Raw genomic sequence first — 14,887 nt, forward strand, 5'->3', positions numbered from 1 at the left:
TCTGCTCTGTAATTTTAAGGCATAAAAATGAACGGCATACAGACATATTCAGCGCTGATGATTTTAATAACAACTCCTACCAGCTTTTCTTTTGCACAAGATCAAACTTGGGGCATTGCTGCGGTTTACCGCTCGGCATCGATTCCTTTTGTGACGCCTGATAATGACCAAGCTGTCGGCTCCTTTGTTCCCATGATGTACTTTGATAATCAGCAGGTATTTATTGATGGATTACAAGGTGGTGTTTATCTTTGGCAATCAGAAGATGAGACTCTAGAGTTTAACGCGCTAATGCGCTTAAGGTTTGTTGATATTCCTGCTTCTGCCCAAAATGCCAACGGCGGTGATGCGGTCGATTTTGGCGCCCAGTTGGGGTATGCCTTTAACGATACGTGGCGAGTCAACACTGAGTTAATGACAGACGATGAGTTTCGGTTTCATGCCAATTTTGCCCTTAAAGGAGAGTATGAGAACCAAGATTGGCAGGTGAGTCCCTTTGCCGAGCTCAGGTATAAAGATGCTGACTTTAATACTCAGTATTATACTTTTTCGGCTTCAGAGGATGAAAAACTCGGCGCAGGTATCGATTTTAGAATAGGGGTTGATGCCCGTTATCACTTGTACTCAAACCTCTATTTGTTGGGCTCAACCAGTGTTCGTCGTCTTGACAGCAACGCTTACGACTCTTCGACGGTTGACGACAGATATCAGGGTGAGGTGTTTGTTGGCTTTGGTATATTTAATAATAAGTTTCATGACTCGACAGAACCACTAAGCAACTCTAAGTACATACGCTTGGCTCATGGCTGGGCTACGCCGTCAAACATAGGTGAAATACTCACGCTAGACACTCAATCTGATCAATATAACAACCAAATGAGTTCTGTGTTTTATGGTCACCCGCTAACAGATAATTTGTTCGGCGTACCGATCGATGTGTATTTCACACCAGGTATTGCTCACCATTGGTCTTCTGAAGTGCAATCTGCCAGTACAGAATATATTGCGGCGATTAAATTTTATTACACGATTGAATGGCCTTTTAAATGGCGGCTGGGTTTTGCTGAAGGTATGTCTTTTATTGATAGCATTACCTACATAGAGCAGACAGAAATGGATGAAAAAGGCTACAACGCCAGTAATCTCCTCAATTACTTGGATTTATCACTTGATGTGAATCTAGGAGATCTGGTCGGTTATTCTGAGCTCAACAAAGTGTGGTTTGGGTATTCACTTCATCACAGAAGCGCAATATTTGAGCAAGCGTCCCAGTATGGCCGAATCAAGGGTGGAAGTAATTACAACACGATTTATTTTCAATTTGAGTTCTGATCCTAAACGTTATAGGTAAGCCAATCTTATTGTCTCTTTAATCCCATTGGTTTGGGGTATTTTTATTGTCCGTTGTGGTACCATGTGCTCAGTTTTATGGAGTAAAAAGAATAGGTAACGCTTTGACATCGTCACAGCCCAAAACACGCCCTACCGCAGAGCACACAGTACAAGCCAATACACCCTCTTCTTTGCGCAGCGCTTTGAATCAATGCATGTTAAGAGATAGGTTTCGCCTTAGTAAGCGTATCTCTGGTGCGAGTAAAATAAAAAAAGAGCAGCCACGTCATGCTGTGTTTGATGAAATTGCATTGGATATTGCTAAGTCAATAATGGAAGCAGAGCAAAGAGCGAGCTTCAAACCTAACATCGACTATCCAGAGATATTACCGGTTAGCCAGAAACGGGACAACATCGCTCAGGCAATACAAGACAATCAAGTTGTGATTGTTGCTGGGGAAACCGGCTCAGGTAAAACCACTCAGTTGCCTAAGATTTGCGCTGAACTTGGACGAGGGCAATATGGCTTGATTGGTCATACTCAGCCCAGACGCCTGGCAGCAAGGTCTGTGGCGAGCAGAATCGCTGAGGAAATGGGCACTAAGTTGGGTGATTTTGTCGGCTATAAAGTTCGATTTAACGATCAAATCTCAGACCAAACTCAGATCAAACTGATGACAGACGGTATTTTGCTTGCTGAAATTCAGCACGACCGTTTTTTAAATCAGTATGACACCATCATTATTGATGAAGCGCACGAACGAAGCCTCAATATCGATTTTATTCTAGGTTATCTCAAAGAGCTCTTGCCTCGTCGCCCTGATTTAAAAGTCATTATCACATCGGCGACGATTGATCCGCAGCGTTTTTCAAAACACTTCGACGATGCGCCGATTATTGAAGTCTCGGGCCGAACTTATCCTGTTGAAACTCGATACCGTCCACTGAGTGGAGACGATGATGTTGATCGAGACCAGCTAGAAGGCATCTTCGAGGCGGTAGATGAGCTATGCGATGAAGGGCTAGGCGATATTCTCATTTTCATGAATGGGGAACGCGAGATCCGTGATACTGCCGATGCTCTGAGTAAACGGAATTTAAAGAGTACGGAAATTGTTCCCCTCTATGCTCGCCTTTCTGCAGGCGAACAGAATAAGATTTTTCAGCCTCATGCAGGGCGGCGAATCGTATTAGCCACTAACGTGGCCGAAACCTCTTTAACGGTTCCGGGTATCAAATATGTTATTGATCCTGGAACAGCTCGAATCAGTCGATATAGCTATCGAACCAAGGTGCAAAGACTTCCCATCGAGCCTATATCGCAAGCAAGTGCGAATCAGCGTAAAGGTCGTTGTGGCCGTGTTGAAGAGGGGATATGTATCCGCCTTTACTCTGAACAAGACTTTGAATCTCGTCCTGAGTTTACTGATCCTGAAATACTGCGAACCAACCTAGCGTCGGTTATTTTGCAGATGACGGCACTGGGTCTTGGCGATATTCAAGCTTTTCCATTTGTTGAGGCTCCAGATAAACGCAATATCCAAGACGGTGTGCGTTTGTTAGAAGAGCTTGGTGCTATTAATGAAAGTGCCAAGGACGCCAAAAAACGTCTTACCTCAATCGGTAAGCAACTTGCACGGATACCCATTGATCCTCGTTTGGCGCGGATGGTACTTGAAGCGCCAAAATATGGTGCCCTGAAAGAGGTGATGATTATTGCGGCGGCGCTATCCATTCAGGATCCAAGAGAAAGACCAAGCGATAAACAGCAATCGTCGGATGATAAACACAAACGCTTCTTCCACGAAGAGTCTGACTTTCTAACCTTTGTCAATCTTTGGGATTACGTACAAAAGCAGCAAAAATCGCTGTCGGGAAATCAATTTCGCAAGCAGTGCAAGCAAGATTACCTGAACTACCTCAGAGTCAGAGAGTGGCAGGACGTTTACTTTCAAATCCATCAATCAATGCGAGAGATGGAGTACAAGCTCAATGAAGAGCCGAGCAGTTATCAAAGTGTTCACAGTGCGATTCTTGTCGGCCTTTTATCCCATATTGGTGTTAAAGATCAGGAGAAGAATGAGTATCAAGGTGCACGTAATGCGCGTTTTCATATCTTTCCTGCTTCGGGGTTATTTAAAAAGCAGCCCAAATGGATAGTGTCGGCGGAATTGGTCGAAACCTCCAAACTATGGGGCCGTATCATTGCTAAAGTGCAACCAGAATGGATTGAGCCACTGGCTAAACACTTAATTAAAAGAAGTTACAGCGAGCCCCATTGGTCGAAGAAACGAGCAGCAGTAATGGCACATGAAAAAGTCATGCTCTACGGTGTGCCAATTGTGCCCAAGCGATTAGTCAATTACGGCAGCATTGACCCAAGCGTTAGCCGAGAGTTGTTTATTCGCAGTGCCTTGGTTGAAGGTGAATGGGAAACCAAGCACGCTTTTTTTAAGACTAATCGCAAGTTATTACAGGAAGTGGAGCAGCTAGAACATAAATCTCGTCGGCGTGATATATTGGTTGATGATGATGAGCTATTCGACTTTTATGATCAGCGTATCGGGACAGAGGTCGTTTCTGGAAAGCACTTTGATTCTTGGTGGAAGAAGGCGTCGCAGACCGATAGTGAGCTGCTGAATTTTGAAAAAGAGATGTTGCTCAAGGGAGATGCCAGCCATGTAACGGAATTGGATTACCCTAATTTTTGGTATCAGAATGGGTTAAAACTCAAGCTCAGCTATCAATTTGAACCGGGCGAGGATAATGATGGTGTCACAGTTCATCTGCCTCTGCCTGTTCTTAACCAAGTTGAACCTGCTGGTTTTGATTGGCAAATTCCGGGCTTAAGACATGAATTGGTAGTCAGCCTTATTAAGGCGCTGCCAAAAACCTTACGTAAGAACTTTGTTCCAGCGCCAAACTACGCCGATGCGTTTCTCGCCCGAGCCATTGCAATGGAAAGCCCGCTTTTGGACTCGCTAGAAAAAGAGTTACGCCGTATGACAGGTGTTGAAGTGCTGCGTGAAGACTGGAACCTTGAACAGGTCCCCGATCATCTTAAGGTTACATTTCGTGCTGTTGACCATAGAAACCGTAAGCTCAAAGAAAATCGCGATCTCTACCTTTTGAAAGAGAGCCTAAAAGACAAGGTTCAGGAGACACTGTCAAAAGTGGCTGACGATGATATTGAGCAAAGAGATCTAAAGACTTGGAGCTTTGGGGAACTGCCTAAAGTCTACCAACAAAAGCGTGGTGGCTATGACGTTAAAGCCTTTCCTGCGATTGTTGATGCAAAAGACAGCGTTGAAATTAAGTTGTTTGAAACCGCTGATGAGCAACATTTAGCGATGCAAGCTGGGCAGCGTAAACTTGTTTTACTCAACGTACCGTCACCGATTAAATATCTGCACAGCAACTTGCCGAACAAATCCAAGCTGGGACTTTATTTCAACCCTTATGGAAAAGTCTTGGACTTGATTGATGATTGTATCGCTTGTGGTGTTGATAAGTTAATTGAAGAGCAAGGTGGTCTGGTTTGGCAGTCTGAGGCGTTTGAAAAACTCAAAGAGCATGTCCGTGCTGAACTTGGCGATACCGTTGTTGAGATTGCTAAACAAGTGGAAGTAATTTTGACGACTGCCTTCAATATTAACAAAAAGTTGAAAGGGAAAATTGATTTCTCCATGGCATTCGCCTTATCTGATATAAAAACGCAAATAGAAGGGCTTATATTCAAAGGCTTTGCGACAGAATGCGGTTGGAAGCGGTTACCCGATATTCTTCGTTACATGCAGGCGATCGAGAAGCGTATGGAGAAATTGCCAATCGATCCAAACAAAGATCGCTTACATATGCTTAAGATTGAGTCTGTTGCAGATGAATACAAGGAACTATTAAATAAGGTTCCTAAAGGGGTAATGGTGCCTGAGAAGGTGAAGCAAATTCGCTGGATGATTGAAGAGCTTCGCGTGAGCTATTTTGCTCAGCAGTTAGGCACGCCATATCCGGTATCGGATAAAAGAGTCAAGAATGCGATCAGTGAGTGCTAGCGAGAATAAGTGCTCACTAGCGTTTTAGGTATGTAAATTGCTTAGTTGTAGTACAGAGTAAAGTTTTTGACTGGGAAGGCAGAGGATTGCCGCAGCAGTTTCTGTCAAGGATAATAGAGAAGGCTAACTATGAAAAAATCACTATTAGCGCTGGCATTGCTAAGTGCTTCAGCAGCGGTATCGGCAGACTCGTTGATTTACGGCGGGGCTAGCGTTGGACAAACAGACTTAAACGGAGAGTCGACGACTTCTTATAATGTTCATGTCGGAACGGGCCTGTTGCCTTTTATCGGCATTGAAGCGGGTTATCAAGATCTCGGTAAGTTCGATCGCGTTGACTACAATGGCATTAAAACTAACCTAACGGGTAGCGCTATTTATTTTGCTGTAAAGCCAAGCATTGATTTCGGTCCCCTTCATGTGTACGGAAAGGCGGGTGTGCATTCGTACAATCTGAAAGCCGATGGTAGCTTTGATGAAGATGAGGTCGATGTGACCTATGGTGTCGGTGCCGAGTACTTTGCCCCTGGACCTGTACCGATTTCTTTTGGTGCAAGTTACAATGTATTTGGTCTGAAAGAAGATGATATTACTAATTTCTCTTTGAATGCGACCATCCACTTTTTGTAATATTCACTTTTCATAACATCGACGCATAAATAAAAGCTTGGCTGTTTGTGGCCAAGCTTTTATTTTGACAATTCCACCTGTGAAGGATTTGTGCAGCTCAACATTACGGTTTCTGATGAATGTTGGGCGTTCCGATTAACTTTGTTAGGGCGAAACGAAAGACCTGAACCTTCTCCGTAGGAACGTCCCATCACGATTCTTATTTTACTCAGCCAAACGGCCAAGTTTCGTTACCTTGTCCAAACCACTGATTTATTCAGGCTTGTAGGTTTGTCTGATGATATAGGTGATTCACTTGTAAAGCGTTTAACAAAGCTTGATACGACTGTATGTCGAAGGTACAGGAAAGATTAAGCCTGCATTAATATGTACTAACACGCCTTAAATTTCTCCATGCACAACTATTTTCATTGTCTTTACTATTTTGCCTAGAAGTTTAAATGGATTAACAGAACCTCATCACAAAAAAACATTATGCATATTGTTTTCTATTGATTCTAAATTTAATCTTATAACCACTTTTTTTGTATGGCTTTTAAATTAGGAGTAATCCTGAATTTCTTAAATAGTCAGTAGTATAAACAAAGCCCTAAATCGACTTGTAGGAAACCTATTTAAAAATTGATAAATATAAATATTGGAAGCACTAAAGATAATATTAAAAATTGTACAGTTATGATTTAAATCTATAAACACAAAGTTCAAGAAATTCTGAAAGATAGTATATGCGCGTGCCACTTTTGACGTTTTATATGTGGCATTTCAAATCATAAACAATGAGCTATTGCCGATATGATGGAATATGAGAAAAAACATTTAACCGCAGCGAAAGAAAGAATTGAGAATCTTTGGCTTGCCGGTACAGACTATGATGCGCTCTTAACGGACAAAAGTATGAAGGAGAACAGGTTACTTCATTTAGACTTGGATTTAACAAACGAATGTGACTTAAAGTGTTATTACTGTGATAGAACACCAGATAGGTTCGATGACAAAGACCGCAATCCTCTGACAACAGAACAAAGAAAATCGGTAATATACCAGGCATATAAACTCGGAGCCAAAACAGTTGAAATTCCAGGTGCTGGAGAGCCAAGTTTAGACCCCAGTTTTTGGGAAATTTTGGAATATATTCATTCACTCGATATGACACCAGTGATATTTACACATGGTGCATTGCTTGATGATGAATCCATCGACAGACTTTATGATCTGAATGCTTCCATTTTCTTAAAGTTCACTACATTTGAATCGAAAGTAAATGATAAGTTGGTTGGTGTAAAGGGGTATACCGATAAGGCTAAAGTCGTACTGGAAAAGCTCATTACTAGAGGATTCAATAAATCAATTCCGACTCGAATAGCAATCGATATGGTGGTAAGTCGACGCCATAAAGATGAAGATATAGCAGAAACACATCGTTGGTGCCGAGATAACAATATTCATCACTATATAAGCACTTTGATTCCCGAAGGAATGGCGGACAAAAGAACAAGACAAGAGGAGTGGAAGCGTTCAGATGAGCTGCTGAATATGATAAGGAATATTGATAATCAAGAGTATGGATTGGTATACGATATGAGTCGGCCGATGGCTGGTGGTTATAAATGTCGTCAGGTTAACCTTGGCCTGTTTGTTAACTTGTATGGTGAAGTATACGACTGTAATGGCTTGGGACGACCGCTAGGTTCGATAGGCAAGCAGACCCTGGAGGAAGTGTGGGATTCAAGGTTGGCAAAAGCGATTCGAAAACACCCTCAAGATGGATACTGCCTTGTTCGAGAGAGAGTATGGAAAGGTGTCGAGTCTAAGGGAATAGACAGAAAGCTTAAAGATATTCCTGAACAATGGCGTGAAAGCCAGCAAATTGCAGTGTTCAATGTTTCCGATTAGGCAAGTTGAGCAGCAGAGCACAATCCCAAAAGATGTCCGATTATAGTAATTCGTTATAGGTAAAGATAATGCATATAACATTTATAGAATCTTCTCCCTCCGGTGCAGGGGAAGCTAGTTTTAAATATGCCAAAGAGCAGGGCTATTTTATAACATTGCTAACAAAGAGCCGTCATTTGTATTCGCCAGAAATTATAAGCTATGCAAATAAAATTATTATTTGTAACACTCATGAAGAGCACGCCATACGGGATGCAATATTAAGCTTGAACGAAACACACCCGATTAATGGTATAACAACGACCTCAGATCTCCATGTTCCGCAAGCTTGTTTTGCAGCCCAGTTGTTGCACTTGCCATCCATGTCATACGACGCTGCAAACGGTGTTAGGCACAAGCATTTAATGCGTCAAACTCTGGAGAAGGCTTATCCAGACGTCAATCCGTATTTCAAAGTGGTTGACTGTTTCGATGATGCGGTAGAATTTGCCGATGACAAGGGCTTTCCTTTTGTTGCCAAGTTGAGTAACGGAAATGATTCCATTCTCGTTAAACTTATCCATAGTGTTGAAGATCTGAGCGACTATTTTGAGTCTTTTAATCAACTAAAAGGACAGCTTTCAGATTATCAATTGGTTGATCAAGTCCTCCTTGAAGAGTACTTAGTTGGGCAAGAGTTCAGTGTGGAGTCCGTGCAAGGGGTAGGTACTCAAAGATACCTTCTGGGTGTAACTTACAAAGAAAATCAGCCGAACCCGGATGAAGGTTTTGCTGAAGTAGGGGTAATGTTCCCATTTCAAGGAGAGTATGCAAATCAGCTTCATGAACAGGTTTTTCGCGCCTTGGATTGTTTAAATATTGATTGCGGTGTTATTCATACCGAATGTCGGGTTGTGAATGGCCAAGTGAAGATTTTGGAAGTGAATCCTCGACTCATAGGTGACAACTTTGGCAGCCACGCAATGCCTCTGGCTCTTGGCTATAATCCCGCTCATTTAGTAGTTGATGTGGCTATGGATACGTTCGAATCTTTACCTGAGTCTCTACAAAGAGGTACAGGTTGGGTGGCAGTCACAACCCAAGAAAACGGGATATTTCATTCTTTCGATAATCTCGGTGAGTTATTTGAAATTCAGGGCGTGCATCATGTTGTACCAAGAAAATTAGCGGGAGATCCGATTGATGGCATTGGCAACAACGGGGACATTCTTGCGTTAGTTATCACACAGGGTGACAGTGCTGAGGATGCCTATCAAATTGCAAAAAATGCTGCTGGTCAATTGAAATTTTCTTTGAGGTAACTATGTTAGATTCGACAAGCAACTGTGTAGTACAAGATGCTACAGTGACATGGATAAAAGATTTATGGCTCAACCAACCATCAACAGAAGGACGTGTTTTTGGATTTTTGAGTATTCCTTTTGATTACTGCGTCAGTTACCGGCCAGGAACTCGATTTGGACCAAAGGCCATTTTAGAACAACTGGACGGGTATTCGACGTATTGTATCGATAAACGAGTCGACTTCTCTAGCTATCTTTTAGAAAATCTGGGTACTGTGGACATATCGAATGATATTGTGTGCTCACATGGAAATATTGAAGAGGCAGTCTTGTCTGCTCCATCTCATGTTACGCCTATTATACTCGGCGGAGATCATTCAATCACAGACCCAATATTTCGCGCAATTCTACACAAATATAATCATAGAGTCGGACTTGTTGTATTTGACGCACATCTTGATTGTCGAGAGCCCGTTAAAGGGAAAGAGCACTCAGGCCACTGGGTAAAAACGCTCGAAGATATCATCGATTATCAAGCCGTTGCACAAATAGGAATTAATGCCAATATCTATTCTGAACAATATCTACGAGATCTTGAGCATAGAGGTGTACTTGTTGTTACACCCTATGAAATTCGAAGCAAGGGAAGGGGAGAGCTACTCAAAAAAATTATTCAACATTTTGATGGGAAAGTGGATGCAATTTACTTTTCGGTCGATATAGATGTGTTTGATCAGTCTGTGGCACCAGGAACTAGTGTGCCCAATCCTTCTGGTTTAATGCCTTGGGAAGTGAGTGACACAATATTTGAGTTAGCCGAGAGCTTCTCTTTTGCAGGTATGGACATCACAGAAGTTAGTCCACCGCTTGATAATCAGTCAATGACAAGCCAAGTTGCTTGTGAAATCATCATCAACTTTATGTCTGGGGTGGCGAAATATCAATGAGTGGAACAAAAGCAACGCCCAATAGAGGCGTTGCTTTTTCTATATTCAGCTTGGGCTTTTCGCTTCACCAAGCTCTCTTTTTTGCTGCTGGGGTGAATTACTTGGTTTCTTATGCATTCCAACCGCAAATCCAATGATGACGAGAACACTTCCTAGCACCATATTAAGACTTAGACTGATTTCTCCTACAGCATACGCGATATAAGTTGCCACAAGTGGGTAAATAAACACAACATATTGAGCGTATTCAGTCCCCATTCTCGAGACCATACTAGTAAACAAGACAAAAGCTAGCGCTGAACAGACTATACCCAAGTAGAATAATGGAAGCAGGAACTCAGCTGACAACGGGACTGATAGGGACTGATTCTGAAATACGCAAGTAATCATGAAAGCAATACAAGCAGTAAAAATCGCGATTTTATTAATCTTAATCGATGACAGTTGATATTTTTTATTAACCCGTTCAGTGACTACTGAGCCTACAGCAATTAAAAAGAAACTTAATAGAGCAAGTGCGACACCTTTGCTTGCCCCCTCTTGCGATGAGAGCTGGTCAAAAAAGAATATTGTTAGCCCAGTAGTTGAAATGAGTGCACCTAATATCATCACCTTGAGAAGTGGTTGTTGCCAAAAAATCTTTTTTATTAAAAGTGTGAAGAAAATCGCTGTGGTACTTAAGCATGCCAAGAATGCACTAGGGATATAATAGGTTGCTTCATACGTTAGCCAGATTCCTAAAAAATAATAACTGATGCCAATCAATGCTGACTCGAACAATGCTCGTTTGCTATTGATTTTCTGAGAAGAGTGAAAGAAATCGACAATACACAAAGTAATAAAAGCAAGAAAGAACCGCCAGAATAAAGACACGGCTGGGGCCGTGTTAGAGATCTGTGTTGTTATAGCCAACCACGACGTTGACCAGATAATAACGCAGGAAATAAATAAACAGATATTGGTAATATTATAACGTTTGAGATTCATATTGAGTTTATTAACTATCATTCAAGGTAAGAAATACCCTCAGCAAGGTAATGCAGTCATAGTACTCTCTTTTGGGGTATCTGTTTGACTCACTGTTAGCAATTAATAACGCTTAACTTATGTAAAATATGTTATTGAGAATCACGGCACAAAATGTCTTACTATTGATAACCAATTTGTTGGTGTATTGAGCTAACAAAACACCATAAGAGTATGTAGGACTTATAAGATGGCTAAGAGCTATCTTAGGATTAAATCATGTCTGAGCGGTTTGTTAGGCATTTGCCTGAGTTAGCCTCGACCACTCTTGTTTTGTACCGACTGCAAACAAACTGCGTATAAACAAACAGATACCTGAACTTACCAGCCAAAAAGTCAAGGAATTATCTGGAAACATTGGCATTAGTGCAAAAAAGGAGAAGGCTCTCAGGAGAAAAACACTGGTAATCACAACTAAAATGGAGCGCGTAAATGGAAGTTTCCTTATTACGCCAGCTACTGCTAAGGCAAAAGTACCCCAGACACACAAAGCTGCTGCTATTGTAAGCGTGATAAGTGTAGGGTACCAAAGTCCTTGCTCCGCAATTTGTGCCATCGCTTCTCCGGCCCCTAACAGTCGATACCAATCAGCTCCAAATACAATACATCCCAAATGAGCCAATGCGGCTAAAAAACAACACCCTGAAGATGCTATGAGACATTTGTTTTCTCTACGATTCATTCATCCTCCTTGATACCTGAGGCTTATTCGACGACTAAATGCCGTTTTGCATCCGGCCATGATGTAATTCTTTTATCATAATTCAATTAAAAATCAACACCTTAAAGAAAGACAAAAAGGGGTTTTAGATTGCAAAATAGCGAATAATTTTAGAAAGGAAACGAATATTCAGAGCTTATGAATGAATTTCACTCTGGGAAGAAAAGGGCAAAAATGAGCTAGCCGCGATCTGGGCTAGCCACGAACGCTAGCTCGTTTCTGGACAAAACTAAGTTAGGTACAAAACGCTAACTTAGCCTTTAGGTCAAAAGACAGGGCTGGTTTAACATTTGTACTCGTCTAACAAACGTTGTGAGACAAAATACACATTACCTTTAGCTCTTGTACAAGCTACGTATAACTTATTTAACGTCGATGGTGCCAAAGTAGTCAATCGTCCTTTTGTATAGGCTGTGAATGTTGTCGGATTTAGAACTATGCAGATGTCCGCGAAATCATCCAAGCCTTTTGTATTTCCCCAATTGTCAGTCCTTCCAACGTACTTGTAGCTTTCTTTAAAAAATAATTTAACGATGGAATCGTCGGAGAATAACCTCTCAATATGTTCAGTATCATCAATTAGGGCAATATTGACCTCATCTTGCCGATGGGAGCCTATTGTGATGCCAATTTGCTCGGTAACAAATCTGCAAACTGTAGGGCTACATCTATAACTGTGGGAGAGTGTATCTAAGTCGATTGTGTATCCTGAATCTTTGAGCTTGGGAAGATATGCTTCATAGTTGCTATGTAGACTTTTTTGAATATTACCATCTCGGCTAGTATCAAAAGTATGTTGGAAAAAGTCACCAACGAATAATACCTCCACATCCATTTTCGACAACTGACAAAGCAAGTTGAAGTCATTAGCTGCGAAATCTTGAACTTCATCTACGCAGAAGAAATCAAAGTACTTTTCAATACGCTCAGTGATGTCAGATACACCATCACAATCCATCATCATCTTCGCAATACGGTTATGGTAAAGTCGGTCTCCTTGACTGACGTAATGCTCATGAGTGTTGCGTTTCGCAAATCTAGGCGGATCACTATAGCTAACCCCCTTTATCTTCATGTCGTTACCAACTATTGGACGCACGCAGAACGATATTAGGAATGAGAAATAGGTGTAAACACGCACACCTTTAGGCATGACCCCAAATTTGTTTAAAATTCGTTTCTTTAGATTAGTAGTATTATTTACAGTGTAAGTAACAATCAGCGCACGACTATTTATGTTTAATTTATCAATTATATGCTGTGTTTTACCCGATCCTGCGACTGCAAGTACTACTCGCTTATCCATTCTATAGCCTCTCTAATGTATGAAGGCACCGTGATTTCGTTCGCCTTCTCCTTAAGTAACCTAAATGCTGCGGTAGTTTTGTTTTTCAACATATACTCTTGCGGTTCTAATTGAATCCTTCCACCTGAGAATAAGTCGTCGCAAATTTCTTTATTATCCTGATACATGCATATTTCAAAAGTGGTTCTTGTATTATCTGTATCAGCGCATACGGATATGCAATCTGCCTGATAATCATGATAATTATCTACACAGTTTTTCTGATAGTCACTATCATTATCACGGATTACCGCTGTCTTAATGTTCAACAGCTTAGAAACTTCCATATATCGTTTAAAGCTAGTACCACCAACTGAGATAATATGAATTCCATCGTCGCTTGGCAGATGACCTTTAGTGCGCTCGTATAAGCACTCCATTAGAATATATTCCGCATCACCCTCAACAAGGATTACCTTTTCAGAAAGGACATGCTCTAAGATGTTATGGTTAGGAGCTTTCGCAAAGAACTTAGCTGTGTCCCCCGTAAGATCAGTTAATATAGCAGGTCTGGTTGCTGCACTATTCAGCAAGATTGACTTTCTTAAGTCTAACCTTGAGCTGATTAGGCTACTATGGGTAGCAATTATGACCTGATTATCATGAGCCTTCTCTACCTGACTAATTAGCTTATACATGCTGGTGTGGCTTAGGTGGTTCTCAGGTTCTTCTAGTAATAAGACATCTATTGTCTTGCCTTCATCACGCTCTCTCAATGCAAACGCGGTCTTAATAAAGCATTGTTTTCCTTTACCACGGTTTTCAATGGGAATCCCTTCTTCTGTGAGGGTTAGGTCTGTTTCCAAATTGAACTTAGATCCAGAGCGGATAGCGAAATCGTAACCTTCTATAGCATCATTTATCACATTCAGTTGAGTATCCCTGAAGGCATTTTTTTGCTGTCTGTATTCGTTCTTTAGACTGTAACGTACAGGTTGCTCCACGGTTGTTTCATACATGGCTTTTACATATTGACTGTTTGCGTACTCGTTGTTAATTTGAGTGCTATCAATAGACAAAAAGCGCAAAAACTTCCGATAACTGGAGTATGCGTCCCCATTGAACGTAATAAACTTGGCGACGTAAAATTCGAATGGAAAGTTATCACCTTCAGTATCCAAAACTTGCCGTATCTCTGCGCTTAACTCTTCGTTCGGCTCACAGATCAATTGAAGCCCGTCAGCATAAGTTCCATCACTGTTGTTTCTACCGTTAAGGTCTGGGTTATCTGCTTCGTTTAGAAATAATTCAATGTGAAGAGTAGGAAGGCGGTCTATATTTTTCTCACTCGCTAGAAATTCTGAAACAGCACTGGCATTAAGCAAAGCTTCGATGCCCAAACTCTCTACCTTGCTTCTACTGCCACTCAATACAAGCTCAATAGCCGTCAATATAGTACTCTTCCCTGCTTCATTATCCCCAATCAGAATGTTTCTTTTTGGATCAAAATAGATCTCATACTCTCGGAATTTCTTAAAGTTTTTGATTTTTGCCTTCAAAATATGCGTCATTTATAGTGCTCGCCTAGCGATGGAAGTTATTAGCTAGAAATTATATAGACTTCATAGTGATAAAAATGCAGTTGCAATCACGAGTTACAACTTGAAAAGGGACAATTTCATGATTCCCGATAGTGTTAATTATCGTGATATTTAACC

Annotated in this window: 10 protein-coding genes; 6 read left to right on the plus strand and 4 right to left on the minus strand. The window is 41.3% G+C overall.

Translation table 11 applies throughout. The features are described 5' to 3' along the window. Window positions 1–57: 57 nt before the first annotated feature. The 6 genes from DPF90_RS03040 to DPF90_RS03065 all read left to right on the plus strand — a co-directional run bounded on the left by DPF90_RS03040 (window position 58) and on the right by DPF90_RS03065 (window position 10,137). On the plus strand, window positions 58–1,332 hold the full coding sequence (locus DPF90_RS03040) for a MipA/OmpV family protein (RefSeq protein ID WP_240314463.1): 1,275 nt from the start codon (window positions 58–60) through the stop codon (window positions 1,330–1,332). 122 nt (window positions 1,333–1,454) lie between these two features. Then, window positions 1,455–5,384 (plus strand): ATP-dependent RNA helicase HrpA, encoded by a 3,930-nt coding sequence (gene hrpA, locus DPF90_RS03045; RefSeq protein WP_114784827.1) that lies wholly within the window; start codon window positions 1,455–1,457, stop codon window positions 5,382–5,384. A 129-nt stretch (window positions 5,385–5,513) separates the two neighbouring features. Continuing rightward, a complete protein-coding gene (locus DPF90_RS03050; RefSeq protein ID WP_114784575.1) occupies window positions 5,514–6,014 on the plus strand; it encodes an outer membrane beta-barrel protein in 501 nt (166 codons plus the stop codon). Window positions 6,015–6,806: 792 nt separating this feature from the next. Beyond that, a complete protein-coding gene (locus DPF90_RS03055; protein ID WP_114784577.1) occupies window positions 6,807–7,907 on the plus strand; it encodes a radical SAM/SPASM domain-containing protein in 1,101 nt (366 codons plus the stop codon). A gap of 68 nt (window positions 7,908–7,975) precedes the next feature. Next, window positions 7,976–9,208 carry an ATP-grasp domain-containing protein gene (locus tag DPF90_RS03060; protein ID WP_114784579.1) on the plus strand — a complete coding sequence of 411 codons (1,233 nt, stop codon included), beginning with the start codon at window positions 7,976–7,978 and terminating at the stop codon, window positions 9,206–9,208. Between the two features lie 2 nt (window positions 9,209–9,210). Further along, window positions 9,211–10,137 carry an agmatinase family protein gene (locus DPF90_RS03065; protein WP_114784581.1) on the plus strand — a complete coding sequence of 309 codons (927 nt, stop codon included), beginning with the start codon at window positions 9,211–9,213 and terminating at the stop codon, window positions 10,135–10,137. 45 nt (window positions 10,138–10,182) lie between these two features. Here DPF90_RS03065 and DPF90_RS03070 read toward each other — a convergent pair whose 3' ends face one another. The 4 genes from DPF90_RS03070 to DPF90_RS03085 form a co-directional block, all read right to left on the minus strand. Next, complete coding sequence (locus DPF90_RS03070; protein ID WP_114784583.1) at window positions 10,183–11,145, minus strand: EamA family transporter; 963 nt, start codon at window positions 11,143–11,145, stop codon at window positions 10,183–10,185. Window positions 11,146–11,398: 253 nt separating this feature from the next. Further along, the gene (locus tag DPF90_RS03075; RefSeq protein WP_114784585.1) at window positions 11,399–11,845 is read right to left on the minus strand and encodes a hypothetical protein; all 447 of its coding nucleotides are present in this window, start codon (window positions 11,843–11,845) and stop codon (window positions 11,399–11,401) included. Between the two features lie 322 nt (window positions 11,846–12,167). Next, window positions 12,168–12,959 (minus strand): hypothetical protein, encoded by a 792-nt coding sequence (locus DPF90_RS03080; protein ID WP_420855703.1) that lies wholly within the window; start codon window positions 12,957–12,959, stop codon window positions 12,168–12,170. A gap of 215 nt (window positions 12,960–13,174) precedes the next feature. Further along, the gene (locus tag DPF90_RS03085) at window positions 13,175–14,740 is read right to left on the minus strand and encodes an ATP-dependent nuclease (protein WP_114784589.1); all 1,566 of its coding nucleotides are present in this window, start codon (window positions 14,738–14,740) and stop codon (window positions 13,175–13,177) included. Window positions 14,741–14,887 lie beyond the last annotated feature (147 nt).

This window comes from Vibrio tetraodonis (genome assembly GCF_003350295.1).
Classification (GTDB): domain Bacteria; phylum Pseudomonadota; class Gammaproteobacteria; order Enterobacterales; family Vibrionaceae; genus Vibrio; species Vibrio tetraodonis.

What these genes read in the sequence shown, in the direction of transcription:
- DPF90_RS03075 (WP_114784585.1), bottom strand. Translation starts at nt 11,845, where the DNA reads ATGAATCGTAGAGAAAACAAATGTCTCATAGCATCTTCAGGGTGTTGT.
- DPF90_RS03070 (WP_114784583.1), bottom strand. Translation starts at nt 11,145, where the DNA reads ATGATAGTTAATAAACTCAATATGAATCTCAAACGTTATAATATTACC.
- DPF90_RS03065 (WP_114784581.1), top strand. Translation starts at nt 9,211, where the DNA reads ATGTTAGATTCGACAAGCAACTGTGTAGTACAAGATGCTACAGTGACA.
- DPF90_RS03060 (WP_114784579.1), top strand. Translation starts at nt 7,976, where the DNA reads ATGCATATAACATTTATAGAATCTTCTCCCTCCGGTGCAGGGGAAGCT.
- DPF90_RS03040 (WP_240314463.1), top strand. Translation starts at nt 58, where the DNA reads ATGATTTTAATAACAACTCCTACCAGCTTTTCTTTTGCACAAGATCAA.
- DPF90_RS03050 (WP_114784575.1), top strand. Translation starts at nt 5,514, where the DNA reads ATGAAAAAATCACTATTAGCGCTGGCATTGCTAAGTGCTTCAGCAGCG.
- DPF90_RS03055 (WP_114784577.1), top strand. Translation starts at nt 6,807, where the DNA reads ATGATGGAATATGAGAAAAAACATTTAACCGCAGCGAAAGAAAGAATT.
- DPF90_RS03085 (WP_114784589.1), bottom strand. Translation starts at nt 14,740, where the DNA reads ATGACGCATATTTTGAAGGCAAAAATCAAAAACTTTAAGAAATTCCGA.
- DPF90_RS03080 (WP_420855703.1), bottom strand. Translation starts at nt 12,959, where the DNA reads ATGAAGATAAAGGGGGTTAGCTATAGTGATCCGCCTAGATTTGCGAAA.